Annotated in this window: 21 protein-coding genes and 2 pseudogenes; 11 read left to right on the forward strand and 12 right to left on the reverse strand. The window is 67.9% G+C overall.

What is annotated here, in order from left to right:
* Window positions 1-79 precede the first annotated feature (79 nt).
* Both RSP_RS05520 and RSP_RS05525 read left to right on the forward strand, forming a co-directional pair.
* Window positions 80-589, forward strand: coding sequence for a peptidylprolyl isomerase (locus tag RSP_RS05520; RefSeq protein ID WP_002719643.1), 510 nt, complete (start codon window positions 80-82; stop codon window positions 587-589).
* Window positions 579-1,172, forward strand: coding sequence for a peptidylprolyl isomerase (locus RSP_RS05525; protein ID WP_011337525.1), 594 nt, complete (start codon window positions 579-581; stop codon window positions 1,170-1,172). The genes RSP_RS05520 and RSP_RS05525 overlap by 11 nt, the downstream gene beginning before the upstream one ends.
* A 241-nt stretch (window positions 1,173-1,413) precedes the next feature.
* Here the strand turns inward: RSP_RS05525 and tyrS are convergent, their stop codons facing one another.
* Window positions 1,414-2,664, reverse strand: a complete 1,251-nt coding sequence (tyrS, locus tag RSP_RS05530; protein ID WP_011337526.1) for a tyrosine--tRNA ligase — start codon at window positions 2,662-2,664, stop codon at window positions 1,414-1,416.
* Between the two features lie 75 nt (window positions 2,665-2,739).
* Here tyrS and RSP_RS05535 point away from each other — a divergent pair, with 75 nt between their 5' ends.
* Window positions 2,740-3,855: an anhydro-N-acetylmuramic acid kinase gene (locus tag RSP_RS05535; protein WP_011337527.1), complete on the forward strand. Its 1,116-nt coding sequence runs from the start codon at window positions 2,740-2,742 to the stop codon at window positions 3,853-3,855.
* 37 nt (window positions 3,856-3,892) lie between these two features.
* Here RSP_RS05535 and RSP_RS05540 read toward each other — a convergent pair whose 3' ends face one another.
* On the reverse strand, window positions 3,893-4,315 hold the full coding sequence (locus RSP_RS05540; protein ID WP_011337528.1) for a cupin domain-containing protein: 423 nt from the start codon (window positions 4,313-4,315) through the stop codon (window positions 3,893-3,895).
* A gap of 222 nt (window positions 4,316-4,537) precedes the next feature.
* Between RSP_RS05540 and RSP_RS05545 the strand changes: the two genes are divergently transcribed.
* Window positions 4,538-4,714, forward strand: coding sequence for a lasso RiPP family leader peptide-containing protein (locus RSP_RS05545; RefSeq protein ID WP_002719648.1), 177 nt, complete (start codon window positions 4,538-4,540; stop codon window positions 4,712-4,714).
* Window positions 4,715-4,784: 70 nt separating this feature from the next.
* On the opposite strand, the gene eno is transcribed toward RSP_RS05545, so the two are convergent.
* The 3 genes from eno to RSP_RS05560 form a co-directional block, all read right to left on the reverse strand.
* Window positions 4,785-6,062 (reverse strand): phosphopyruvate hydratase, encoded by a 1,278-nt coding sequence (gene eno / locus RSP_RS05550; RefSeq protein WP_002719649.1) that lies wholly within the window; start codon window positions 6,060-6,062, stop codon window positions 4,785-4,787.
* Between the two features lie 34 nt (window positions 6,063-6,096).
* Window positions 6,097-6,981, reverse strand: a complete 885-nt coding sequence (locus RSP_RS05555; RefSeq protein ID WP_011337530.1) for a DMT family transporter — start codon at window positions 6,979-6,981, stop codon at window positions 6,097-6,099.
* A 64-nt stretch (window positions 6,982-7,045) separates the two neighbouring features.
* Window positions 7,046-7,459, reverse strand: coding sequence for a Fur family transcriptional regulator (locus RSP_RS05560; RefSeq protein WP_002719651.1), 414 nt, complete (start codon window positions 7,457-7,459; stop codon window positions 7,046-7,048).
* A gap of 581 nt (window positions 7,460-8,040) precedes the next feature.
* Between RSP_RS05560 and RSP_RS05565 the strand changes: the two genes are divergently transcribed.
* Window positions 8,041-11,697 (forward strand): vitamin B12-dependent ribonucleotide reductase, encoded by a 3,657-nt coding sequence (locus RSP_RS05565; RefSeq protein ID WP_011337531.1) that lies wholly within the window; start codon window positions 8,041-8,043, stop codon window positions 11,695-11,697.
* A gap of 372 nt (window positions 11,698-12,069) precedes the next feature.
* The gene (locus RSP_RS05570; RefSeq protein WP_011337532.1) at window positions 12,070-12,570 is read left to right on the forward strand and encodes a cell wall hydrolase; all 501 of its coding nucleotides are present in this window, start codon (window positions 12,070-12,072) and stop codon (window positions 12,568-12,570) included.
* A gap of 233 nt (window positions 12,571-12,803) precedes the next feature.
* Here the strand turns inward: RSP_RS05570 and istB are convergent.
* Both istB and istA read right to left on the reverse strand, forming a co-directional pair.
* Window positions 12,804-13,531 (reverse strand): annotated as a pseudogene (gene istB, locus RSP_RS05575) (IS21-like element helper ATPase IstB).
* Window positions 13,464-14,570 (reverse strand): annotated as a pseudogene (gene istA, locus RSP_RS05580) (IS21 family transposase); the annotation flags it as partial. The pseudogenes istA and istB, both read right to left, overlap by 68 nt.
* A gap of 71 nt (window positions 14,571-14,641) precedes the next feature.
* On the opposite strand from istA, the gene RSP_RS05585 reads away from it, so the two are divergent.
* Complete coding sequence (locus RSP_RS05585; protein ID WP_227590636.1) at window positions 14,642-15,814, forward strand: hypothetical protein; 1,173 nt, start codon at window positions 14,642-14,644, stop codon at window positions 15,812-15,814.
* Between the two features lie 349 nt (window positions 15,815-16,163).
* On the forward strand, window positions 16,164-16,307 hold the full coding sequence (locus tag RSP_RS05590; RefSeq protein ID WP_162129769.1) for a hypothetical protein: 144 nt from the start codon (window positions 16,164-16,166) through the stop codon (window positions 16,305-16,307).
* A 161-nt stretch (window positions 16,308-16,468) separates the two neighbouring features.
* On the opposite strand, the gene RSP_RS05595 is transcribed toward RSP_RS05590, so the two are convergent.
* The 3 genes from RSP_RS05595 to glmU all read right to left on the reverse strand — a co-directional run bounded on the left by RSP_RS05595 (window position 16,469) and on the right by glmU (window position 20,844).
* Complete coding sequence (locus RSP_RS05595) at window positions 16,469-17,308, reverse strand: beta/alpha barrel domain-containing protein (RefSeq protein ID WP_011337535.1); 840 nt, start codon at window positions 17,306-17,308, stop codon at window positions 16,469-16,471.
* A 360-nt stretch (window positions 17,309-17,668) separates the two neighbouring features.
* Complete coding sequence (gene glmS / locus RSP_RS05600; RefSeq protein ID WP_011337536.1) at window positions 17,669-19,480, reverse strand: glutamine--fructose-6-phosphate transaminase (isomerizing); 1,812 nt, start codon at window positions 19,478-19,480, stop codon at window positions 17,669-17,671.
* Window positions 19,480-20,844 carry a bifunctional UDP-N-acetylglucosamine diphosphorylase/glucosamine-1-phosphate N-acetyltransferase GlmU gene (gene glmU, locus RSP_RS05605; RefSeq protein WP_011337537.1) on the reverse strand — a complete coding sequence of 455 codons (1,365 nt, stop codon included), beginning with the start codon at window positions 20,842-20,844 and terminating at the stop codon, window positions 19,480-19,482. Before glmU ends, glmS begins: the two co-directional genes overlap by 1 nt.
* Before the next feature lie 100 nt (window positions 20,845-20,944).
* Between glmU and RSP_RS05610 the strand changes: the two genes are divergently transcribed.
* Window positions 20,945-21,634, forward strand: a complete 690-nt coding sequence (locus tag RSP_RS05610; protein WP_011337538.1) for a phosphoglycolate phosphatase — start codon at window positions 20,945-20,947, stop codon at window positions 21,632-21,634.
* Window positions 21,635-21,665: 31 nt separating this feature from the next.
* Here the strand turns inward: RSP_RS05610 and RSP_RS05615 are convergent, their stop codons facing one another.
* A complete protein-coding gene (locus tag RSP_RS05615) occupies window positions 21,666-22,118 on the reverse strand; it encodes a CreA family protein (RefSeq protein WP_011840846.1) in 453 nt (150 codons plus the stop codon).
* A 131-nt stretch (window positions 22,119-22,249) separates the two neighbouring features.
* Here RSP_RS05615 and RSP_RS05620 point away from each other — a divergent pair, with 131 nt between their 5' ends.
* A complete protein-coding gene (locus tag RSP_RS05620) occupies window positions 22,250-23,407 on the forward strand; it encodes an isovaleryl-CoA dehydrogenase (protein ID WP_011337540.1) in 1,158 nt (385 codons plus the stop codon).
* A gap of 90 nt (window positions 23,408-23,497) precedes the next feature.
* On the opposite strand, the gene RSP_RS05625 is transcribed toward RSP_RS05620, so the two are convergent.
* Window positions 23,498-24,103, reverse strand: coding sequence for an OmpW/AlkL family protein (locus RSP_RS05625; protein ID WP_011840848.1), 606 nt, complete (start codon window positions 24,101-24,103; stop codon window positions 23,498-23,500).
* A 143-nt stretch (window positions 24,104-24,246) separates the two neighbouring features.
* Between RSP_RS05625 and RSP_RS05630 the strand changes: the two genes are divergently transcribed.
* Window positions 24,247-25,851 carry a carboxyl transferase domain-containing protein gene (locus RSP_RS05630; RefSeq protein ID WP_023003589.1) on the forward strand — a complete coding sequence of 535 codons (1,605 nt, stop codon included), beginning with the start codon at window positions 24,247-24,249 and terminating at the stop codon, window positions 25,849-25,851.
* The last annotated feature ends 29 nt before the right edge of the window (window positions 25,852-25,880 follow it).

Below are 25,880 nucleotides of genomic sequence, written 5' to 3' on the forward strand. Positions count from 1 at the left end.
GCCGCAGGGGCGCGAATTCAGACCTTTTCCTGACCGCGCGCGGCCACTAGGTTGACCCCGATTGCAAGAGGAGGGCCCCATGGCCGAGATCAAGGATCCCGAGAACACCATCATCATGACGCTGAAGGACGGCGAGGTGGTGATCGAGCTTCTGTCGGACGTCGCCCCGAAGCACAGCGAACGGATGAAGGCCCTGGCCCGCGCCAAGGCCTATGACAACGTGGTCTTCCACCGCGTGATCGAGGGCTTCATGGCCCAGACCGGCGATGTCGCGAACGGAAACACGGAAGACGGCTTCAACATCCGCCGCGCCGGGACGGGCGGGTCGGACATGCCGGACCTGCCGGCGGAATTCTCGAAGCTGCCGCACGCGCGCGGCACGCTCGGTGCGGCCCGGTCGCAGAACCCGAACTCGGCCAATTCGCAGTTCTTCATCAACTTCCGCGACAACGACTTCCTGAACGGCCAGTACACCGTTTACGGCCGCGTGATCTCGGGGATGGAGCATGTGGACAAGATCGCCCGCGGCGAGCCGCCGGCGAACCCGGACAAGATGCTGACGGTGCGGGTGGCGGCCGATGTCGTCTGAGAAATTTCTCTTCGCCGGGCTGATGTCGCTGGGCCTCGCGGTGCTCGGCGGCTACGGCCTCTCGCAATCGGCGGTCTTCGCGCAGGCGGCCGAGGACGGGCCGGGGCCGAACCTCGTGATCGAGTTGACGGGACAGGCCGAGGGCGAGGTGGTGATCGACCTCCTGCCCGACGTGGCGCCCGCCCATGTCGAGCGCATGGTCACGCTGGCCCGCGAGGGCGCCTACGACGGCGTGGTCTTCCACCGCGTGATCGAGGGCTTCATGGCCCAGACCGGCGACGTGGAATTCGGCAAGGGGAACAACCTGCGCCGCGCCGGCACGGGCGGGTCGAGCTATCCCGACCTTCCGGCCGAATTCTCGGACGTGCCCTTCACGCGCGGCGTGGTGGGCATGGCGCGCTCGGACGATCCGAACTCGGCCAATTCGCAGTTCTTCATCATGTTCGCGCCGGGCGAGTTCCTGAACGGCCAGTATACGGTGGTGGGCCGCGTGGTGCAGGGCATGGATGTGGTCGACAGGATCGCCCGCGGCGAGCCTCCGCGGACGCCGGATGCGATGGCGAAGGTGACCGTGGCCGAGTGAGGCCGCGGTCGGACGGGGGGCTGTCTGCCCCCCGCACCCCCCGAGGATATTTGGGCAGAGTGAAAGGGCGCCGGAAGGCGTCCTTTTTGCGTCCGGCCCGGCAGGATGGTTGGCTGCAAGGCCGCGCGGCTCGCCGGGGGCCGGTCGAGCGGCGCGGGGCGCAGCGCAGCGGCCCGAGCACCGCGCCCCGGCAGGGCGGAGAGACCGGGCAGAGCGGCGGACGGCCGCCGCGCGCGGGCCGTCAGGAGAGACGGACGAGCTTGTGCTTCTTCCTGCCGATCGAGACCTTCAGCTCCTCGCCCACGGTCGCGGCCGTGACCGGGGTGTTGGCATCGCCCACCGGCTCGTTGTTGAAGCGCAGCCCGTTCTCGGCCACGAGGCGCTTGGCCTCCTTGCCGGAGGCGACGAGGCCTGCGGCCACGAGGAAATGTGCGACCGAGAGGCCCTCGCCCAGCGTCGCGGCCGGAAGCTCCACCACTTCGAGGGCGCCGCCCACGCCGCCCTCCTCGAAGACCGCGCGCGCGGTGGCCTCGGCCGCTTCGGCGGCGTCCCGGCCGTGGAGGAGCGTCGTCACCTCGTTCGCGAGCAGGATCTTGGCCGCGTTGATCTCCGAGCCCTGCAGCGCGCCCAGCCGGTCGCACTCCTCGACGGGCAGCTCGGTGTAGAGCTTGAGGAACCGGCCCACATCCGCATCGGTCGTGTTGCGCCAGAACTGCCAGAAGTCGTAGGGCGCCAGCATCTCGCCGTTGAGCCAGACCGCGCCGCCCGCGGACTTGCCCATCTTGCGCCCGTCCGAGGTTGTGAGCAGCGGCGAGGTCAGCCCGAAGATCTCGCCTTCGAGCACGCGGCGCGTCAGGTCGATCCCGTTGACGATGTTGCCCCACTGGTCCGACCCGCCCATCTGCAGCCGGCAGCCGGTGCGGCGGAACAGCTCGAGGAAGTCGTAGGCCTGCAGGATCATGTAGTTGAATTCGAGGAACGACAGCGACTGTTCGCGGTCGAGCCGGCTCTTCACGCTTTCGAACGAGAGCATCCGGTTGACCGAGAAATGCCGCCCGATGTCGCGCAGGAAATCGAGGTAGTTCAGCTGGTCCAGCCATTCGGCATTGTTGAGCATCAGCGCGTCGGTCGCGCCCTCGCCGTAGGAGAGGTAGCGCGCGAAGACCTTGCGCATGCCTTCGATATTCTCGTCGATCCTGTCGGGCGTGAGCAGCGGACGCTCTTCGGAGCGGAAGGAGGGATCGCCCACCTTCGTCGTGCCGCCGCCCATCAGGGTGATCGGCTTGTGCCCGGTCTTCTGCAGCCAGCGCAGCATCATGATGTTGAGAAGGTGCCCCACATGCAGCGAGGCCGCCGTCGCATCATAGCCGATGTAGGCAGGAACGACCCCTTTCGACAGGGCCTCGTCCAGTGCCTGCATGTCGGTGCAGTCGGCGAGGTAGCCGCGCTCCTGCATCACGCGCAGGAAATCGGATTTGGGATGGTAGGTCATCGGTCCCTCGTGCCTTGGCCGGTCGTCGCGGCTATGATGGCGGGATATATCCGGGGCGGTCGTGGAGGGAAAGCCATGTTGAAGGGCGGAGCGGTCTGGGCGCTGGGGACGATGTCGGGCACCTCGCTCGATGGGGTCGATGCGGCGATGGTGCTGACCGACGGCGAGCGGATCCTCGAGTTCGGCGAGACGCGGTATCGCGCCTATTCCGAGGCCGAGCGCGCGGTGCTGCGGGCGGCCCTCGGGCGCTGGCCGGGCGAGGCGGCGGTGGCCGAGGCCGCAGAGGTGGTCGAGGCGGCCCATGCCGAACTGCTCGCCGCGTTCCGCGGGGCGGAGATCGTGGGCTTTCACGGCCAGACGCTCGCGCATGAGCCGGGCGGGCGGGGCACGCATCAGGCGGGCTCGGGCGAGCGGCTCGCGCAGGCGCTGGGGGTGCCGGTCGTGTGGGATTTCCGGTCGGCGGATGTGGCGGCCGGCGGGCAGGGCGCGCCGCTCGCGCCCTTCTACCATTTCGCCTGCGCGCGGCGGGCAGGCGCCGACCGGCCGGTGGCCTTCCTCAATCTCGGCGGCGTCGGCAACCTGACCTGGGTCGATCCGCGCCAGGCCGCGCCCGAGGCGCCCGGCGCCTGTCTCGCCTTCGACACCGGCCCCGCCAATGCGCCGATCAACGATCTGATGCAGGCCCGCCTCGGGCGGAGCCACGACGAGGGCGGGCGGCTCGCGGCCGAGGGAGAGGTGGCCGAAGCGGTGCTCGCGCGCTTTCTCGATCATGCCTTCTTCGCCCGGATGCCGCCAAAATCGCTCGACCGGGATGCGTTCGCGGATCTCCTCCCGGCGGTCGCGGATCTCTCCGATGCGGATGCGGCGGCGACCCTGACGGCGGCGGCAGCGGCGGCGGTGGCGCGCGGGGCCGCGCATTTCCCCACGCCGGTGCGCCAGCTTCTCGTGACCGGGGGCGGGCGGCACAATCCCGTGCTGATGGCGATGCTCGAGGCGCGCACCGGGATCGAGGTGGTGCCGGTCGAGCAGGCGGGCCTCGACGGCGACATGCTGGAGGCGCAGGCCTTCGCCTATCTCGCGGTTCGGGTGGCGCGGGGGCTGCCGACCTCGGCCCCCTCGACCACCGGCGTGCCCGCCTGCCTCGGCGGCGGCCGCATGAGCCGGCCCGAGGCTCTGGCGCTTCAGCCCTGAAGGTCCGGTCTCCGCTTGCCGGGAGCGCCGGCGCGGCTCAGGCGCGGGGGATGTCGAACCCTTCCGGCGCCAGCTCGAAGCCCTCGAAGCGGAAGCCGGGGCTGACGGTGCAGCCGACGAGGCTCCAGTCGCCTGTCGAGCGCGCGGCCTGCCAGTGGTGGGGCGGCACGATCCCCTGCGGGCTCTCGCCCGCGAGCACGTCCGGCCCGAGCCGGATCTCGCGCGCCGGTCCCGCGCCGTCGGCGGCCACCGACAGGATGAGCGGTGCGCCGGCATGGAAGTGCCAGATCTCGGTCGCATCGATCCGGTGCCAGTGCGACCGCTCGCCGGCCTTCAGGAGGAACAGGATCGCCGTCCCGGGCGGGCGCCCCTCGGCCGGGGCCCGCCAGGTCTCGCGATACCAGCCGCCTTCCGGGTGACGGGCGAGCCCGAGGCGGGCGATGATCCGGTCTGCATCCATGCTCTCTCTCCGACGCGCCGTTGCGGCGCCAGTCTGGCGCAGGGGCCGCGGGCTGCAAGCCCGCTCTGCGCCGGATTGCGCGCTTCGGTTGAGGGGCCTTGAGGGAGGAGGTTGTATTCTCCTCCACCCCCCTCGTCAAAGCGGCCCAACCCGTTGTCAGATATGGCCCTTCGGCCAAATTCGATCCGGCCGGAGACCCATCCGACACAGGGGAGACGAGATTTGGACAAGGCAATCACCACCGCCGACTGCGCCTACGAGGCGCCGGTCCTGCGCGTTCACGGCACACTCGAGGAAATGACCCACGGCCGCGGCCATGGCGGCTTCGGCGGGGGCTGGGGCTGGGGCGGCGGCCGTCCGCACCGCCCGCACGATCCCTGCGACTACACCTTCTCCTGATCGCCCGCGCGGCAGGCAAAAGGCCCGGACGCATGCGCGTCCGGGCCTTCGCATGTCCGGGGCCCGGGCCTCAGACCTTCAGGATCGAGCGGCCGGCATATTCCGCCACTTCGCCCAGCATTTCCTCGATGCGGATCAGCTGGTTGTATTTCGCCAGACGGTCCGAGCGCGACAGCGAGCCGGTCTTGATCTGGCCGCAGTTGGTGGCGACGGCGAGATCGGCGATGGTCGCATCCTCGGTCTCGCCCGAGCGGTGCGACATGACGTTGGTATAGCGCGCGCGGTGGGCCATATCGACGGCCATCAGCGTCTCGGTCAGCGAGCCGATCTGGTTCACCTTGACCAGCATCGAGTTCGCGACGCCCGCCTTGATGCCCTGTTCGAGACGCTTGGGGTTGGTCACGAAGAGGTCGTCGCCCACCAGCTGCACCTTGGCGCCGAGCTTGTCGGTCAGCAGTTTCCAGCCCTCCCAGTCGTCCTCGGCGCAGCCGTCCTCGATCGAGATGATCGGATAGTCGGCGCAGAGGGCGGCGAGATAATCCACGTTCTCGGCCGAGGTCAGCGACTTGCCCTCGCCCTTCATCTCGTATTTGCCGCCCTTGAAATATTCGGTCGAGGCGCAGTCGAGTGCGAGGTAGATGTCTTCGCCCGGCTTGTAGCCCGCCTTCTCGATCGAGCGCAGGATGTAGTCCAGCGCCTCGCGGGTCGAGGAGATGTTCGGCGCAAAGCCGCCCTCGTCGCCGATGCCGGTGTTGAAGCCGCCCGCGGCGAGCTCCTTCTTCAGCGTGTGGAACACTTCCGAGCCCATGCGGATCGCCTCGCGCACATTCTGCGCGGCCACCGGCATGATCATGAATTCCTGGATGTCGATCGGGTTGTCGGCATGTTCGCCGCCGTTGATGATGTTCATCATCGGCACCGGCAGGACGCGCGCGGACGAGCCGCCCACATAGCGGAAGAGCGGCTGGTTGGTGAATTCGGCCGCGGCCTTGGCCACCGCCAGCGAGACGCCGAGGATCGCGTTCGCGCCGAGGCGGCCCTTGTTCGGCGTGCCGTCCATCTCGATCATGGTGCGGTCGATGCCGACCTGTTCGGTCGCATCGAAGCCCACCAGCATCTCGGCGATCTCGCCGTTGACAGCCGCAACCGCCTCGAGCACGCCCTTGCCCATGTAGCGCGACTTGTCGCCGTCGCGCTTCTCGACGGCCTCGTGCGCGCCGGTCGAGGCGCCCGAGGGCACGGCGGCGCGGCCGAAGGCGCCGCTTTCCAGCGTGACGTCCACCTCGACGGTGGGGTTGCCGCGGCTGTCGAGGATCTCGCGGGCGTGGATGTCGATGATCGTGCTCATGGGTCGTCCCTGGTTGCCGAGGTTCGCGCGCTTCTTACTCCGCGGCAGCCCGCATGGAAAGACGGCGAAGCCGCTGCTCGCGCATGAAGCTGTAGAGGCCCGAGCCGATGATGAGCGCGGCGCCGGCCAGCATCCAGCCGTCGGGCCGCTCGTGGAAGACGAGGAAACCGATCAGCATGGCAAAGACGAGGCGCGAGTAGCGGAAGGGCACGATGGCCGAGACATCGCCCACCCGGGTGGCGAGGATCAGCGTCCAGTAGCCCACGAAGCTGAAGCTGACCGCGCCCAGAAGAAGGGCCGCCTGTCCCGGTGTGGGCCAGGTGGCGCCGCCGCCCACGGCCAGCATCATGGCCCCCAGAACTGCCACGGTGAGAAAGGCCCAGGCGCCTACCTGCATGGTCGAGGTCGAGGGCGCCACCCGCCGCGTCGCGAGGTCGCGGATGGCGAGGCCCGCCACCCCCAGCACCGCCCAGAGCGAGGCCGTGTCGAACCCGTCGAGCCCCGGCCGGATCACGACGATCACGCCCACGAAGCCCACGGCGATGGCGCTCCAGCGCCGCCAGCCCACGCGCTCGCCGAGAAAGAGCGCGGCCCCGAAGGTCACGACGAGGGGCGCGGCCTGCAGGATGGCAGACACCGAGGAAAGCTGCCCGAGCGTGAGCGCGGTCACGAAGCCCGCCGTGCCCACCATCTCGCCGCCGTTCCGCCAGAGGATCGGCCCCGCCAGCGCCTCGCGCGAGAGCACGGCCTTGCCCTCGCGGCGGGCGAGCGCCCAGAAGAGGGGCGCGGCGAAGAGGCCGAGGAGCATGAGGATCTGCCCCGTCGGCATGTTCGCCGCGGCGAGTTTCACGAACATGTCCTCCATGGCGAAGCCGGCCATCGACACGACCATCATCACGATGCCGCGCAAGTTTTCCATGTCTGTCCCAATCTTGGGGAGCCTGTCCCCGGATGCGAGCGAAGGGCCGCCCTGATGTCGGGCGTCAGCCCTTCCGGACGGGCCGGCCGAACAGTTCGAACCGGTGGCCCACCAGCCGGTAGCCCAGCCGGGCCGCGATCTTCTCCTGCAGAGCCTCGATCTCGGGATCGACGAACTCGATCACCTCGCCCGTGGTCACATCGATCAGATGGTCGTGGTGGTCGCGCTCGGCGTCCTCGTAGCGCGAGCGCCCGTCGCCGAACTCGAGCCGCTCAAGGATGCCCGCCTCCTCGAAGAGCTTGACCGTGCGGTAGACCGTGGCGATCGAGATCCGCGGATCCACGGCCGAGGCGCGGGCGTGCAGTTCCTCGACATCGGGATGGTCGGCGGATTCGCCGATCACGCGCGCGATGGTGCGGCGCTGTTCGGTCATGCGCAGGCCCTTGGCCTCGCAGCGGGAAATGATCGAATCCTGCATGTGGATCTCCGGTATCGCGGGCCGGTTTCAGGGCAGGTCTAAGCGATCACCGCGGCCTGGGCCAGACCTTTCCGAAGCGCCGCGGGCCGGGGAATCGCCCTGCCGCCAGGATGCCTTGAGGGCCCGTGCGCGTTGTGCGGATGCCACCTGAAAGATTCGCCTTTTCCGCGACTTGCGGAGCCGCGACTCGGCGCGGGGCCGTTCTTCCCCATTTTGCACCATCCGTGCAAGCGCCCGTCCCGGCGAGGCTTTGGGCGCTTGTCCGCCAGACCGCCCGCACTTGTCCACACAGATACCCACAGCCTTTCGGATGATACCACCCATGGAGCCAGATGCCCCGTCAAGCACATTATCTTGGGGGTAGGCCGAAGAATCGCGTTGCCACCCTGTAGGGTTTGAGACAATTTGAGTGAGCAGCGCGGCCGGCCACACCTCGTGGCGGCGGGCGCGGATGAACCACCGACACATGCCCGATCGACGGGCCGATCCAGCTCGCCTGCGCGGGCCGGTCCGGCTTTGCGCGACCGGCGCACGAGATCAACCAGGGGCTCACGGCCCCCGAGGCACAACGGAGAGGCGAGATGAAGATCGAGCGGAAGTTCACCACGGCGGAGGGCGGCGCCTATGGCGGCGTCGGCTTCACCACGACGGTGTCCGAGATCCGGAACCCCGACGGCACCGTGGTCTTCCGCAACGAGAGCGTCGAGGTGCCCGAGGGCTGGAGCCAGGTGGCTTCGGACGTGCTGGCCCAGAAATACTTCCGCAAGGCGGGCGTGCCTGCCCGCCTCAAGCGCGTGAAGGAGAAGGGGGTCCCGGACTTCCTGTGGCGCTCGGTGCCCGACGAGGCGGAGCTGGCGAAGCTGCCCGAAGAGGAGCGGTTCGTCGGCGAGACCTCGGCCCGGCAGGTGTTCGACCGTCTGGCCGGCGCCTGGGCCTACTGGGGCTGGAAGGGCGGCTATTTCTCGACCGAGGCCGATGCGCGCGCCTATTACGACGAGATGCGCCACATGCTGGCCCGGCAGATGGCCGCGCCGAACTCGCCGCAATGGTTCAACACCGGCCTTCACTGGGCCTATGGCATCGATGGCCCGTCGCAGGGCCACTTCTATGTCGATCACGCGACCGGCAAACTCCAGAAGTCGGACAGCGCCTACGAACATCCCCAGCCGCACGCCTGCTTCATTCAGTCGGTGCAGGACGACCTCGTGAACGAGGGCGGGATCATGGATCTCTGGGTGCGCGAGGCCCGGCTGTTCAAATACGGCTCGGGCACCGGCACCAACTTCTCGAGCCTGCGCGGCGAGGGCGAGAAGCTCTCGGGCGGCGGCAAGTCCTCGGGCCTCATGGGGTTCCTGAAGATCGGCGACCGTGCGGCGGGCGCGATCAAGTCGGGCGGCACCACGCGCCGCGCGGCCAAGATGGTGATCTGCGACATGGATCACCCCGACATCGAGCAGTTCATCAACTGGAAAGTCATCGAGGAACAGAAGGTCGCCTCTCTGGTCGCCGGTTCGAAGCAGCATGAAGCGAAGCTGAACGACATCTTCGCCGCCATCCGCAGCTTCGACGGCTCGATCGAGGGAGCGACCGACCCGGCCGGAAACGCAGGCCTCAAGACCGCGATCCGCGCCGCCAAAAAGGCCATGATCCCCGAAACCTACATCAACCGCGTGCTGCAGTATGCGCGGCAGGGCTTCTCCTCGATCGAATTCCCGACCTACGATACCGATTGGGATTCCGAGGCCTACACGACCGTCTCGGGCCAGAATTCGAACAACTCGGTCCGCGTGACCGATGCCTTCCTGCAGGCGGTCAAGGACGACGCCGACTGGGCGCTCGTCCGGCGCACCGACGGCAAGGTCGCCAAGACCATCAAGGCGCGCGAGCTCTGGGATCAGGTGGGCCATGCCGCCTGGGCCTGCGCCGACCCAGGCATCCAGTTCCACGACACGGTCAACGCCTGGCACACCTGCCCCGAGGACGGGCAGATCCGCGGCTCGAACCCGTGCTCGGAATACATGTTCCTCGATGACACGGCCTGCAACTTGGCCTCGATGAACCTGCTCACCTTCTTCGAGGCCGGCCGCTTCGATGCCGAGGGCTATGTCCACGCCACGCGGCTCTGGACGGTCACGCTCGAGATCTCGGTGATGATGGCGCAGTTCCCCTCGAAGGAGATCGCGCAGCTTTCCTACGACTTCCGCACGCTGGGTCTGGGCTACGCCAACATCGGCGGGCTGCTGATGAACATGGGGCTGGGCTACGATTCCAGCGAGGGCCGGGCGCTCTGCGGCGCGCTCTCGGCGATCATGACCGGCGTGGCCTATGCCACCTCGGCCGAGATGGCAGGCGAGCTCGGCGCCTTTTCGGGCTACGAGCGCAACGCGGGCCACATGCTGCGCGTCATCCGCAACCACCGGACCGCCGCCCACGGCCACACGACCGGCTACGAGGGCGTCAACGTGAGCCCGGTCGCGCTCGATCAGGTGAACTGCCCCGATCCGCGTCTCGTGGCGCTGGCCAAATCCTCCTGGGACGAGGCGCTGCGGCTCGGCGAGGCGCATGGCTACCGCAACGCGCAGGTGACGGTGATCGCGCCCACGGGCACCATCGGTCTCGTGATGGACTGCGACACCACCGGCATCGAGCCCGACTTCGCGCTGGTGAAGTTCAAGAAGCTCGCGGGCGGCGGCTACTTCAAGATCATCAACCGCTCGGTGCCCGCGGCGCTCGAGACGCTGGGCTACGCTTCGGCGCAGATCTCGCAGATCGTGGCCTATGCGGTGGGCCACGGCACGCTCGCCAACTGCCCGACGATCAGCCATTCGGCGCTGGTGGGCCATGGCTTCGGCGCCCGCGAGATCGAGAAGATCGAGGCCGCGCTGCCCTCGGCCTTCGACATCCGCTTCGTCTTCAACCAGTGGACGCTGGGCGAGGATTTCTGCAAGGGCGCGCTCGGCATCCCGGCCGACAAGCTCGCCGACCCGACCTTCGACCTGCTGCGCCATCTGGGCTTCACGCGGGCGCAGATCGAGGCCGCCAACGACCATGTGTGCGGGACCATGACGCTCGAGGGCGCGCCGCATCTGAAGGCCGAGCATCTGCCGGTGTTCGACTGCGCCAATCCCTGCGGCAAGAAGGGCAAGCGCTACCTCTCGGTCGAGAGCCACATCCACATGATGGCCGCGGCCCAGAGCTTCATCTCGGGCGCGATCTCGAAGACGATCAACATGCCGAACTCGGCCACCATCGCCGAGACGCTGGCGGCCTACGAGCTGTCGCACTCGCTGGGGATCAAGGCCAACGCGCTCTACCGCGACGGATCGAAACTGAGCCAACCGCTCGCATCGGCGCTGGTCGAGGACGATGAGGAGGCCGAGGAGATCCTCGCCACCGGCACGCCTCAGGAAAAGGCCATCGTGCTGGCCGAGAAGATCGTCGAGAAGGTGATCGTCAAGGAGATCGTGCGCAGCCACCGCGAGAAGCTGCCCGAGCGCCGCAAGGGCTATACGCAGAAGGCCATCGTCGGCGGCCACAAGGTCTATCTGCGGACCGGCGAATACAAGGACGGCAGCCTCGGCGAAATCTTCATCGACATGCACAAGGAAGGCGCGGGCTTCCGGGCGATGATGAACAACTTCGCCATCGCCGTGTCGGTGGGCCTGCAATATGGCGTGCCGCTCGAGGAGTTCGTCGACGCCTTCACCTTCACCAAGTTCGAGCCCGCGGGCATGGTGCAGGGCAACGACTCGATCAAGAACGCGACCTCGATCCTCGACTACATCTTCCGCGAGCTGGCGGTGTCCTACCTCGACCGGACCGACCTTGCTCATGTGAAGCCGGAAGGGGCGAGCTTCGACGATCTGGGCGGCGGCACCGACGAGGGCCGGAAGTCGAACCTGACCGAAGTGTCGGAGGCGGCCGCCTCGCGCAGCCTCGAGGTGCTCAAGCAGATCAGCTCGACGGGCTATCTGCGCAAGCGCCTGCCGCAGGAACTGACGGTGCTGCAGGGCGGGATGGCCGTGGGCTTCGACACGGTCCCCGTGGTGGGCACCATCGGCGAAAGCCGGGGCGTGACCGCGATTGCCTCCGGCACCGTAACGATGGACGCGCGCACCAAGGCCAAGATGCAGGGCTACGAGGGCGATCCCTGCGGCGAATGCGGCAACTACACGCTGGTCCGCAACGGCACCTGCATGAAGTGCAACACCTGCGGCGGCACGAGCGGCTGCAGCTGAGGGAATTGAGGTTGGAGCGTGAACGAGGGGGGAATAAACGCCCTTTTCCCGTGATTTCGGCGCCCTTTTGTCGAGGTTATGGCGCCCTGTCCCAGTAAGCGGTTGATATGATTGCGGTGGAGCGGCAACGCTGGTCGCTCCACCCCGCGACCTCCCGGTCGGACCACCCGCGTTCCGCCAGGCGACTGCTTGGCGCCGCTTACACGGTCGCTGCCATGGCGATCCGGACGTCCGGCACCAGGAACCCGAGCGGCGGATGTGATCCGTTCCTGGCGCCGAGGCCCCTCGCCGCGCGACGAGAACATCCGCCGACACCCGCCTTTCGCCGTCAGCGCAATCGACGGAGCCTCAACCCTTGCAGATGGACCAGCGATGAGCCTTCCCCGAGCAAGATCGACCATTGCCATGTGCCTCGCCCTGACAGCGCTGCTCGGGGCCTGCGGACGCAGCCCGCAGGAGTGCATGGAGCGGGCGATGTATTTTGAATCCAATCGCTCCAGCCGCGACGGGATGGTCGCTGTGGGCAGCGTGGTGATGAACCGTGTCGAGTCCGGCCAGTACCCGAAGTCGGTCTGCGGCGTCGTCGGCCAGCGGTTCCAGTTCGCTCCTCGCATCATGTCCCGCCGGATGGACTCGCGGTCCTTGCCGCTGGTGCGCGAGACCGCCCGCTCCGTCCTGAAAGGCGAACGCCATCCGATGATCGGCGACGCGATGTTCTTCCACACCGCCGGCCACCGCTTCCCCTACGACAACATGCACTATGTGCTCGTGACGGGCGGGAACGCCTTCTACGAGAGGCGCCCGAGCGCCCTCGTGACGCAGCCTGTGCCGCCGCAACCCATGGAAGGCCTGACGGGCTGGCGAGGCTGGTGATCGTCCGCACTGACGGCAATCCTGGATCTGCAGCGATCCAGTAGTCCTGCTCCGGCGTCACGGTGCCTCCTTCGCGCGCCAATGTGACCAGGCTGTCAATCGGCTTCCAAAACTGACCCCGGATCGGCGTCCAATTTTCACCCCCCCCGGCTCTGCGAGATCAGGGCCTGAGCCGACGGAACGGTCAGGGTGTGGAGGCGGCTCAGGCGCTGAGCGGGCTCGCGTGCTGAGGGTCAAGCGCGGTTCTTGAAGCGCCAGCTCTCGTTGCCGGTCTCGATGATCTCGCAGTGGTGCGTGAGCCGGTCGAGGAGCGCGGTGGTCATCTTGGCGTCGCCGAAGACGGTCGGCCACTCGCCGAAGGCGAGGTTGGTGGTGACGATGATCGAGGTGCGTTCGTAGAGACGGCTGATGAGGTGGAAGAGCAACTGTCCGCCAGCCTGGGCGAACGGCAGGTAGCCAAGTTCGTCGAGGATCACGAAGTCGAGGCGGCCGAGATAGTCGGCGGTTCGGCCCTGCTTTCCGCTGCGGGTTTCGGCTTCGAGCTTGTTCACGAGGTCGACGACGTTGAAGAAGCGACCGCGGGTGCCATTGCGGATGAGCGCGCGGGCAATGGCGATGGCGAGATGGCTCTTGCCGGTGCCTGTTCCGCCGATGAGCACGACGTTGCGCTGGTCGGCGACGAGGCTCCGGTGGCCAGTTCGCGCACCAGGGCTTCGTTGACCGGCGTGCCGGTGAAGTCGAACTGCTCTATGTCCTTTACCAGCGGCAGCTTGGCGATCGTCATCTGGCAGCGGATCGAGCGCGCCTGCTTCTCGGCTATCTCGGACTGGAGCAGGTCGCCGACGATCCTCGGTGGCTCGTGCTGGCGCTTGATGCCGTTCGCCATGACCTCGTCATAGGCGCTGCGCATCCCGTAGAGCTTGAGGGCGGTCATCAGGTCGAGGATCTGGGTGCGGTCCATGTCGGCTGGTCCTCCTGAGGCTGTCGTATCTGGCGCAGTCGGCCACCGGCGCATGGGTCAGGCGCAGGCCGGCGGGCGTCAGCAGCAGCGGTGGCGGGGCGGCATCCTTGCGACGGGCCAGGATGTTGATGATGACAGGGGCGGAATGGACGGCCTGGTCGAGGGCCTCGCGGCAGGCGGACTCGACCGCCGGCAATCCATCGGCTGCGACACAGCTCAGGATCTGGACCATCTGGCGGTCGCCGTCGTCCGAGCCCGCCAGCTTGCGCCGGATTGCGGCCAGCGCGGGCGGCAGCACCCAGTCGCGGAAGGGCGCGCCATTGCGCAGGGCACCCGGTGTGCGGGCCAGAACAGGCACATAGTGCCATGGGTCGTAGACGGTCTGGCCGCGCCCGAAGACCCTTTGGTGCTCGCCGACGATGACGCCGTCCTGCCGGATGACGATCCGATCGGCATAGGCGTGGACCTCGACCGGGTGCCCGACCGCCGTGGCCAGCACAGAATACTTGTTGTTGTCGAACCTGACGGTGCAGGTCTTGGAGACGGACGCGGTCACGCTGTGGAAGCCGTCGAAGGGCCCGACATAGGGCACGAGGTTGGGGCGCTCGGCTTCGAACATCTCCCAGATCGTCCGCTCGGATTGCTCGGGATGCTTGTGCGCCTTGGCGTAGGCCACGCACTTGTCCAGCAGCCAGGCGTTCAACTCCTCGAGGCTCTGGACCCGTAGCCGGGGCGTGAAGAACCGCTCGCGGACGAGGCCGACCTGGTTCTCGACCTGGCCCTTCTCCCAGCCCGACGCGGGGGTGCAGGCGACAGGTTCGACCAGGAAGTGGCTGCACATCTGCAGGAAGCGCCGGTTGTACTTCCGCTCCTTGCCCGTGAAGACCGCCTCCACCGCCGTCTTCATGTTGTCGTAGATCCCGCGCGTGCAGGTCCCCCTGAAGAAGGCGAAGGCCCGGTCATGGGCGTCGAACACCATCTCCTGCGTCTCGCGGGGATAGGCGCGGATGAAGAACATCCGGCTGTGGCAGAGCCGGACAGCCGATCAATCTGGCTGTTCGGTCAACGGAGATTCTCGGCATGTGCGTCCTTCGCCACCCGCGAGTCGAGATGGCGACGCAGACCGAGGACGATTGGGACGCGGCCGGCGCGGTCGGCTACGGCTTCACCTCGCGCGGCGCCGAAGGCATTCGGGAAGCTCTCGATGTCATCCGCGCGCGGCCATGCGTCACCCGCAAGCAGGGCGGACCCCAGGCGATCTTCGGGCGTCTCTACCAGTGGCTCCAGTACAACAAGAGCGGGAAGGATCGCGGCCCGATCCGCGATGTGGTCCGCGAGTACTTCCTCGACACGATGCCGATCGAGCCCGGCACGAAGCTCTTCGGCGAACCGGTGGAAGTGCGGCGTCGGCACTCGGTGGCAAGCCTCGCACGACAGTTCGGCTTGAACTATCGGACAATGAACCGCGCGCTCGTCCTGACCGGCGTGATGCCGGACGGGGAGGCGGACGTCCTCGACCGGTTGCTGACGGTCGACGCCGTGGCCGGAGAGCGTCTGGCCGATCGCATGCGGCGTTCGCTTTCCATGGCTGCGATGCCGGAGTACCTGAACTGCGGTCGGCTTCAGGCCGAGGCGCTGATCCGGCATCGCGTGATCCCACGCATTGGCGAGAACCCGAGCACCGGGCAGTTCGGGCTGAACTCGATCGCGGTCGAGGATGTCGACGCCTTCCTCGACCGCTTCCGGTCGGCAGGAGGCAACACGGTGCCGCCGAGGACGGAGTTCACAAACGTGGTGGAGGCGTCGAGGATCCTTCGCTGTCCCGCCATCGACATCATCAAGCTCGTGCTTGCCGGTCGGCTGAGCCGCGTCGCCCTTCTGCCCCGCGAGCTGAAGCTCAAGTCCGTCCTCGTCGATCCCGAAGAAGTTCTGGCCCGGCTGCGCGATGGCGGCACCGATGGCCGCCTGTCCGTCATCCAGGCGGCGGAGCGACTGGGGCTCGAAGCATGGGCTGTCCGGAACCTGACGGTGGCAACGGATCAGGAGGGCAGGGTGCTTCTTCCGGCGATCGAAGGGACGGATGCTGTCGGAGATCCCTGTCTTCATCTTGATCCCTGCGTCGTCGAAACCTTCGCCGACGCGCATGTCGAGCTCCAGGCGCTCGCTGCAGAGCGTGAAGTTTCCGTGAAGGCCTTGCAGGCGGAACTGTCGCGGAGGCGGATCCGGCCGATCCTGCCGAAGTGCTCGTTGAACAGGTTGATCTTCCGACGCCACGACCTCTGAACCCGCGATTTCGGGTTTTCATGCGGCCGCCCTCCGGGCGGCCGTTTCTCATTCCGGCCCCGTCATATTCTGCACTGCTCGAGAGGGCGCCAATTGGCGCACACAAAGGACAGATTGCCGGCCGAAGCGAAAGCTGCTGCGAGCAAAAACAACAACTTGGCTCTTCTGATGAGGGCGTTATTTCTCGGATTCAACAGAGCGCGGAAGTACCCAGTTCCGCGCTCCATTCGCGACCCGTAGGGGAGGCTACGCACCCTGAAGCACGGCCGCACGGAAGCAACAATCCTGAACTTTTCCACCGATTTCCACCAAGCTGTGGATGAGTGTGGATAACTTTGGGAGACTACCCATGAAGAAGAAGTCCGAGATCACGAGCGCAAAAGCGGCCTCGGCAGCCAGCAAAGTGCTCCGCGACCCCAAATCGAGTGCCGCCGCGAAAACTGCCGCCGGTTCTGCATTGACGCAGAGGCCGGCTCAGAAGAAGCCGCGCTAGGCTTTGACCTGGAACCCATGCTCCAGTTTCTTCGCCTGAACAGGGCGGAGGACTGCGGCGGGGTCGCGGATGCGCGTCATGTCGTCTCTCTGCAATGCAAAACTCGCGGACGACGCCATTCCATTCCGGGCCAGCTGATCCGGTCCATCAGCTTCCGCCTGTCAGTCCCTCTCGAAGGCAACCCGGATGTCGGCCAGCGGCGCGTGATAGGGCATCGACGTCATCAGCACATCCGCGCCGCTGGTGGCATAGGCGGCCGCGAGAGATATGGGGATCGCACCGACGGCGATCAGCTGGCCCGTCCATCCCCGATCGAGCGACCGCGCGGTGGCGGCTACCTCTTCCGGCCGCATCTTCCGAAGCTGGATCATATCGGCGCCGAGGTCCGCGGCCGCCAGCGCGTGTGCGAGGGTCTCCACCTCGACGGCGACGGCGCGGCCGGGATCGGTCTGGCGCATTTGCGCCACCCGGTCCCGGACAGAGGCCGCGCCCTCGAAGGCGAAATGCTCGGCGAGAATGAGGGTGGGGGTCGGGGATGCTCCGAGTTGGACCACGGCGCCGCCCGAGACCGCCGCCTTGAGCGCCAGAGGACGCGCACCTGGGATCGCCTTCCGCGGACAGGCGACGACAATCCCCGGGTTGGCCGCCCGGGCCGCCGCGACGAAGTCGGCGGTGGCGGTCGCGACACCGGACGCCCATTCGATCAGGGACTGCGCCGGTTGCCAGCCGGAGGTGAGGGACGCGAGCGGGCCCCGCGCCGCCACGAGGAGGTCGTCCGTCTCGACGCGTGCCCCGCTTGCGGCCGCGATGTCCACGGCGCAGCCCAGCAGGGTGAAGATGCGCTCGGCCTCTTCCAGACCGCAGACGGTGCCGGCGGCGCCGGCCCGCAGGGTGACGGTCATCCCTCGGCTGTCGTGCGATGTCGCCTCTGCGACGGTCACTCCGGGATGCCGATCCCGCTTCAGGAGACAGTGGAGCGCCACATCGTCCAGCATCAGCATGCGAGGCCATCCTTCGCTGCGCAGGATCCGCGCTCTGCCGCGAAAGCGCATTCGGGATGCGCCTCGCGGGACGGTCCGCCTTGGGCCTTCATTCGATCCGCCATTGCCTCACCGCTATGTTTCTCGACTACATAACGAAGCGGAAGCACGAGTCGTGCCAGGGCGGAAGCGGCTCCGGGTCGGGGGCCGACGTCGCAATCCCGACCCTCGGTGTCGGACTTGCGACCGGTAGTGGGCCGGTTGCTGACGAGGGGTGCGGAGACTGGCTGGACGTTCCAGCCGCGGGCAGGCCGTGCTGCGCGGTCATCAGGGCCCGGGCGAAAGGGGAGCACCGGCGGGGCAGGCCGCCGGTGCGGATGCTTATTCCACCGTCACCGACTTCGCGAGGTTGCGCGGCTGGTCGACGTCGGTGCCCTTGGCGATGGCCGTGTGGTAGGCCAGAAGCTGTGCCGGCACCGCATAGAGGATCGGCGCCAGAAAATCGGCGACCTGGGGCAGGGCGAGCGTGCGCCAGCACCCGGCCCCCGCCTCCTCGATGCCGCGCGCATCCGAGATCAAGAGCACCTTGCCGTGACGGGCCATCACCTCCTGCATGTTCGACACGGTCTTGTCGAACAGCGCGTCGCGCGGCGCCATCACGATCACCGGCACCCGGTTGTCGATCAGGGCGATGGGGCCGTGCTTCAGCTCGCCCGAGGCATAGCCTTCGGCGTGGATGTAGCTGATCTCCTTCAGCTTCAGCGCCCCTTCGAGCGCCAGCGGGTACATTGGCCCGCGCCCGAGGAACAGAATGTCCTGCGCCTCGGCAAGCTCGCCCGCCAGATCGCGGATGTCGTCGGCCAGCCGCAGAGCATGGTTCATGAGACCGGGCAGCGTCGCCAGCGCGTCGAGCCTGCGGCCGAGCTCGGCCGCGTCGATCCGCCCGCGATCCTGCGCCGCCTTCAGCGCAAGAAGGGCGAGCACGGTCAGCTGGCAGGTGAAGGCCTTGGTGGAGGCCACGCCCACCTCGATGCCCGCGAGGATCGGCAGCGCGAGGTTCGCCTCGCGCGCGATCGAGGAGGTGGGCACGTTCACCACTGCAAGCGTCCGCGCCACGGCGTCGCCCGCATGCCGGAGAGCGGCCAGCGTGTCGGCGGTCTCGCCCGACTGGCTCACGAACACCGCCCAGGAGGTGGGCGAGAGCACCGGCTCGCGGTAGCGGAACTCCGAGGCGATATCCACGTCCGCCGGCAGGCCCGCAATCTGCTCGAACCAGTATTTCGCCACATGGCAGGCGTAGGAGGCCGTGCCGCAGGCGACGAGCGTCACCCGGTCCACGCCGGTGAAATCCACGCCCGGCAGGTTGATCCGGCCATCCTGCACATAGTGGCGCAGCGCATCCGCCAGAACGACCGGCTGCTCGGCGATCTCCTTGGCCATGAAATGCTTGTAGCCCGCCTTCTCGATCCGCGCGGCATCGATCTGGATCCGGGTGGTCGCGCGGTTCACGCGCCGGCCGTGGCTGTCGAAGATCTCGGCACCGGCGCGGGTCACGACGGCCCAGTCGCCTTCCTCGAGGTAGGTGATCGCATCCGTCATCGGCGCGAGGGCGATCGCGTCAGATCCCACGAACATCTCGCCGTCGCCGTGCCCGATGGCGAGCGGTGAGCCCCGGCGCGCGGCGATCAGCAGATCGTCCTCGCCCTCGAAGAGGAAGCAGAGTGCAAAGGCGCCCGTCAGCCGCGCAAGCGTCTCGGCGGCCGCCTCGCGCGGTCCGAGGCCGCGGGCCATGTGCATCTGCGTGAGCAGCGCCACCGTCTCGGTGTCGGTCTGGGTCTCGAAGGCGAAGCCGGCCTCGGCGAGCTCGGCCCGCAGGTCGCGGAAGTTCTCGATGATGCCGTTGTGAACCACCGCCACGGGGCCTGCACGATGCGGGTGGGCGTTGGTCACGGTGGCTGCACCATGGGTGGCCCAGCGGGTGTGGCCGATCCCGCTCTTGCCCGCCAGCGGATCGTGGACGAGCAGGTCGGACAGATTGACGAGCTTGCCCACGGCACGGCGCCGGTCGAGCCGGCCGCCATTGACTGTGGCGATGCCGGCCGAGTCATAGCCGCGATATTCGAGACGCTTCAGCGCCTCGACCAGCAGCGGTGCGACCTCGTGGTTGCCGAGGACTCCGACGATCCCGCACATCAGGGGGCTTCCTTCTTCTTCGCGGCCTTGGCGGCGCGGAACATCTCCATGAGCCGGGTGGCCATGCCGGGCTTCGTCACCTGACGGGCGCGGCCGAGCGCCAGCGCCTCGGCCGGCACATTCTCGGTGATGACCGATCCGGAGGCGGTCATCGCGCGCGCCCCCACCGTGACCGGCGCCACCAGCATCGTGTCCGAGCCGATGAAGGCATGGGCGCCGATCTCGGTCCGGTGCTTCATCACCCCATCGTAGTTGCAGGTGACCGTGCCCGCGCCGATGTTCGTATGCTCGCCCACATGGGCGTCGCCGAGATAGGTGAGGTGGCCCACCTTCACCCCCTCGTCGAGCACGGCATTCTTGATCTCGACGAAGTTGCCCACATGCACGTCCTCGGCCAGTTCCGCGCCGGGGCGCAGGCGCGCGAAGGGGCCTACCGTGGCCCCGCGCGAGATGTGGCAGCCTTCGAGATGGCAGAAGGCGCGGATCTCGGCCCCGGATTCGACCGTGACGCCGGGTCCGAAGACCACGTTCGGCCCCACTATGGCGTCGCGCCCGAGGAACGTGTCGAGCGCGAAGAAGACCGTGTCGGGCGCGGTGAGCGTGACCCCGTCCTCGAGCGCCGCGGCGCGGGCGCGTTTCTGGAATTCCGCCTCGGCCTCGGCCAGTTGCGCGCGGGTGTTCACACCGAGCGTCTCGGCCTCGTCGCAGATCGCCACGCCGGCCGAGAGCCCGCGGACGCGGGCAAGGGCCACGACGTCTGTCAGGTAATATTCGCCCGCGGCATTGGCATTGCCCACTTCCGAGACGAGGGCGAGGAGAAGCCCCGCCTCGGCGCAGATGACGCCGGAGTTGCAGAGGCTTATGGTGCGTTCTTCGTCCGTTGCATCCTTCCATTCGACGATCCGGTCGAGCTCTTCGCCCCGCGTCACCAGACGGCCGTAGCGACCGGGATCGGTGGCTTCGAAGCCGAGGACCACGACCGCGTGCCGCGACCGCAGGTCGAGCATCCGCTCGAGCGTCTCGGGCCGGATGAAGGGCGTGTCGCCATAGAGCACCACCGCTTCGCCGGGCGCATCGGCCAGCAAAGGCGCGGCCTGCGCCACGGCATGGGCCGTGCCCAGCTGTTCGGCCTGCACCACCACCTCGATGCTCTCGTCGAAGGCGCGCGCGGCCTTGGCGACCGCTTCGGCCCCGTGTCCGGCCACCACCACGACCCGCTCGGGTTCGAGCGACTGGCCCGCCCGGAGCGCGTGATGCAGCATCGGAGCCGCCCCCAGCGGGTGCAGGACCTTGGGCAGGTCCGAGTTCATCCGTGTGCCCTGTCCGGCAGCCAGAACGATCAATGATACGGTGGCACGGTCCATCGGCACCCTTTCCTTTGCGATGCGCCCGTTTTAACGGGGATGGGCGAGGCCGCAAGGCCACGGCCATCACACTCTCTTACCGGCTGTTTCAGGAGGCACCATGCAGAACGGATCGAACGGAACGCGACGCACGGTGGTTCTGGACCTCGACGGAACGCTGGCCGACACGAGCGCGGATCTGATCGCCTCGGCCAATGCCTGTTTCCGCGCTCTGGGCCGCGGCGAGCCGCTCGACCCGTTGAAGGATGCGCTGACGGCCTTCCACGGCGGGCGCGCCATGCTGAGGCTCGGGTTCGAGCGGCTGGACGGGCAGAGCGCCGAGGCCGAGATCGACCTGCAGTATCCGCTGCTGCTCGAGAACTACCGCTGCGCGATCAACGTCCATACGACGCTCTATCCGGGCGCACGCGATGCGGTCGAGCGGCTGAGAGCCGAGGGCTTCGCCACCGCGATCTGCACCAACAAGCCCGAGGCTCTGGCCGAGACGCTGCTCTCGCTTCTGGAGGTGCGTCATCTCTTCGATGCGATGATCGGTGCGGATACGCTGCCCGTCCGCAAGCCCGATCCCGCGCCCTACGTCGCCTCGGTCGAGCGCGCGGGCGGTGCGGTGGCGCACTCGATGCTGGTGGGCGACACGCGCACCGACCGCGACACGGCCCGCGCGGCCGGCGTGCCCGTGGCCCTCGTGACCTTCGGGCCGAGCGGGATGGACGTGGCCGAGCTCGGCCCCGACGGGCTTCTGCACCATTTCGACGAGCTGCCGGACCTCGCCGCCCGCCTGCTCGGCTGAGCCGCGAAGCGGGGCCCGGCAGGCCCCGCCGTTACTCCCGCGCGCGCCAGAGCGGCACCGTCGAGATCGACATCTTGGCCGAGCCCTCGGTCAGCTCCCGCGCATGGACGAGGTAGATGAGCGTGTCGTTCGCCTCGTCGTAGATCCGCGTGATCCGCAGCGATTTCAGCACGAGCGACCGGCTCGCCTTGAAGATCTCCTCGCCGTCCTTCGACCGGTCGATGTCGCCCACCGTGACCGGGCCGGTCTGCCGGCAGGCGATCGAGGCGTTCGAGGGATCCTCGAACCAGTTGCCCTGCCGTAGCCGGTCGATCACCGACCGGTCGAAATAGGCGATGTGACAGGTCACGCCCTGCACCTCGGGATCCGGGATCGCCTCGATCAGGATGTCGTTGCCGACCCAGTCCACGCCGACCTCGCCCACCACCTCGGCGTCCGCGGGGGTTGCCAGCAGCAGCGCCAGCGCCATCCAGACATGTTTCATCCGCACCTCCTGTTCCGGGGCCGGAGCATGGCGCAGATCCGCCCGCTGCGCGAGGCCGCTGCACGCCGCACTTGACCGACTCGGGCCGGACAGGCAAGAAATGAACATACGTTCAATAAAGGGCTCGCCGCATGTTTCACGCTCCGATGACCTTCGACCTCGGCGAGGAGATCGCCGCCCTCCGCGAGACCGTCCATGCCTGGGCGCAGGAGCGGGTGAAGCCCATGGCCGCCCGGATCGACCGCGAGAACGTCTTCCCGGCCGAGCTCTGGCGCGAGATGGGCGAGCTCGGGCTTCTGGGCATCACGGTCCCCGAGGAATTCGGCGGCTCGGACATGGGCTATCTCGCCCATACGGTCGCCGTGGAGGAGGTGGCGCGCGCCTCGGCCTCGGTCTCGCTCAGCTACGGGGCGCATTCCAACCTCTGCGTGAACCAGATCCGCCTGAACGGCAGCCCTGAGCAGAAGGCGCGCTATCTGCCGAAGCTCGTCTCGGGCGAGCATGTGGGGGCGCTCGCCATGTCCGAGGCGGGCGCGGGCTCGGACGTGGTGTCGATGAAGCTCAAGGCCGAGAAGCGGAACGGCTACTATGTCCTCAACGGCACGAAATACTGGATCACCAACGGGCCGGATGCGGATGTTCTGGTGGTCTATGCCAAGACCGACCCTGAGGCGGGCGCGAAGGGCATCACTGCCTTCCTGATCGAAAAGTCGATGACGGGCTTCTCGACCTCGCCGCACTTCGACAAGGTGGGGATGCGCGGCTCGAACACGGGCGAGCTGATCTTCGAGAATTGCGAGGTGCCGTTCGAGAATGTCCTCGGGCAGGACGGCAAGGGGGTGCGCGTCCTCATGTCGGGGCTCGATTACGAGCGCGTGGTGCTGTCGGGGATCGGCACGGGGATCATGGCGGCCTGCCTCGACGAGGTGGTGCCCTACTGCCAGAGCCGCCAGCAGTTCGGTCAGCCGATCGGAAACTTCCAGCTGATGCAGGGCAAGCTCGCCGACATGTATGTCGCGCTGAACACGGCGCGGGCCTATGTCTACGAGACGGCGCGCGCCTGCGATGCGGGGCGGGTGACGCGCGCGGATGCGGCGGGCTGCGTGCTCTATGCCTCGGAGCAGGCGATGGTGCAGGCGCATCAGGCGGTGCAGGCGCTCGGCGGCGCGGGCTTCCTGAACGATTCCGTCGTGAGCCGGCTCTTCCGCGATGCGAAGCTGATGGAGATCGGGGCGGGAACTTCCGAGATCCGCCGGATGCTCATCGGCCGCGAACTTATGGCGGGCTGAGCGATGGCGGGGCGTCCCCTTCATGCCGCGGGCAAAAGGGCTCTCGCCCGCGGGAGGGGCCGGCCCGGGACTCCCGGACCGGCCGCAGGATCAGAACTTCCAGATGTAGGAGACGCCCACCACCACCGGGTCGATCTCCGCGGTGCCGATGCTGGCGCCATTGAGCTTGGCGTCGCTGTCGATATCCATCCAGCGCACGTCGGCCCGGATCGCGTTGCGGTCGTTCAGCCAGTAGTCGAAGCCCGCATGGACCGACAGGCCCCAGCTGTCGTCGAGCTCGAGATCGCCGAGCGGCGTCTCTTCGTCGAAGAAGGTGACATAGGTCACGCCGGCACCCACGAAGGGCGCGAAGGCGCCGCCGGTGGGGAAGTGATACTGCAGCGTCACCGTCGGCGGCAGATGCTTGACCGAGCCGATTTTGCCCAGACCGTCCAGCGACACGTCATGCTTGAAGGGCGTGGCGGCCAGGATCTCGATGCCGAGGTTGTCGCGGATGAAATATTCGAAGGTGATCGTGGGCTGCACGTCATTGCCCACCTCCGCACCCAGTCCGGCGAGCGTGCCATTGTCGGATTTCGGCATCACGCTGCCGAGGCCTATGCCGAAGGTCATGTCTCCGGCCGACTGGGCGGCCACCGGGGCCGCGGCGAGGAGGGCGAGGGTCGCGGCGAAGGCCGCGGGAATCATCGTGTGCATCTGCATACCTTGGGGTTACCAACGCCGGCGACCCTCGTCCCTGATCGGCCCGATCGCCTTGATCTGCGTCAATGGCTTTCGGTGTTCCGCGCGCCGCAGCGCGCAGGCTACGCCTCACCCGTCCTCCAGCTTCCGGGCCGCTCATGAAACTTTCCTCCCGCGTTCTGCCCTCGTCCGAGACCTTCCGCGCCAACCGCGCCCACCATCTGGCGCTGATCGCCGAGACGGCCGAGGCCGCCGCATGGGCTGCGGCGGGCGGCGGGCCTGCCGCACAGGCGCGCCACGCGGCCCGCGGCAAGCTGCCCCCGCGCGAGCGGGTGGCGGGGCTCCTCGATCCGGGCTCGCCCTTCCTCGAGATCGGCGCCTTCGCCGCCCACGGCCTCTATGACGGCGCCGCTCCGGCCGCGGGCGTGATCGCGGGCATCGGCCGGGTGCACGGGCAGGAGGTGATGGTCGTCTGCAACGACGCCACCGTGAAGGGCGGCACCTACTATCCGATGACCGTGAAGAAGCACCTGCGTGCGCAGGAGATCGCCGCCGAATGCCGGCTGCCCTGCGTCTATCTGGTGGATTCCGGGGGCGCGAACCTGCCCAATCAGGACGAGGTCTTCCCCGACCGCGACCATTTCGGCCGCATCTTCTACAATCAGGCGCAGATGAGCGCGGCCGGCATTCCCCAGATCGCCGTGGTCATGGGCTCCTGTACCGCGGGCGGCGCCTATGTGCCCGCCATGTCCGACGTCACGATCATCGTGAGAAACCAGGGCACGATCTTCCTCGCCGGCCCGCCCCTCGTGAAGGCCGCGACGGGCCAGGTGGTCTCGGCCGAGGATCTGGGCGGCGGCGAGGTCCATACCCGGCTCTCCGGTGTGGCGGACTATCTGGCGGAGGACGATGCCCATGCATTGGCGCTTGCGCGCCGTGCGTTGGGGCAGTTGAACCGGACCCGGCCCGAGACCGTGGCCTGGGCCGCGCCCGAGGATCCCGCCCATGACCCCGAGGAGATCCTCGGGCTGGTGCCGGCCGACCTCCGCACGCCCTGGGACATCCGCGAACTGATCGCGCGCCTCGTCGACGGCTCGCGCTTCGACGAGTTCAAGCCGCGCTTCGGCGAGACGCTCGTCACGGGCTTCGCCCATCTCATGGGCTGCCCGGTGGGGATCGTGGCCAACAACGGCGTCCTCTTCTCCGAGGCGGCGATCAAGGGCGCCCATTTCGTCGAGCTCTGCTCGCAGCGCTCCATCCCGCTGATCTTCCTGCAGAACATCACGGGCTTCATGGTGGGACGGCGCTACGAGAACGAGGGCATCGCCCGCCACGGCGCCAAGATGGTGACGGCCGTCGCCACCACCGCCGTGCCCAAGATCACGCTCCTCGTCGGCGGCTCCTTCGGCGCGGGCAATTACGGCATGGCCGGGCGCGCCTATTCGCCGCGCTTCCTCTGGACCTGGCCCAACTCCCGCATCTCGGTCATGGGCGGCGAGCAGGCGGCAGGCGTCCTCGCCACCGTCCGGCGCGACGCGATCGAGCGGCAGGGCGGCCACTGGTCGGCCGAAGAGGAGGCCGCCTTCAAGCGCCCCACCATCGAGATGTTCGAGCGCCAGAGCCACCCGCTCCATGCCTCCGCCCGCCTCTGGGACGATGGGATCGTCGATCCGCGCAAGAGCCGCGAGACCCTGTTCCTCTCGCTGTCGGCGGCCCTCAACGCCCCCATCGCGCCCACCCGCTTCGGCCTCTTCCGGATGTGAGCGGTGACCCTTCTTCCTTTCATTCTGGC

This window comes from Cereibacter sphaeroides 2.4.1, from assembly GCF_000012905.2.
Taxonomy (GTDB): domain Bacteria; phylum Pseudomonadota; class Alphaproteobacteria; order Rhodobacterales; family Rhodobacteraceae; genus Cereibacter_A; species Cereibacter_A sphaeroides.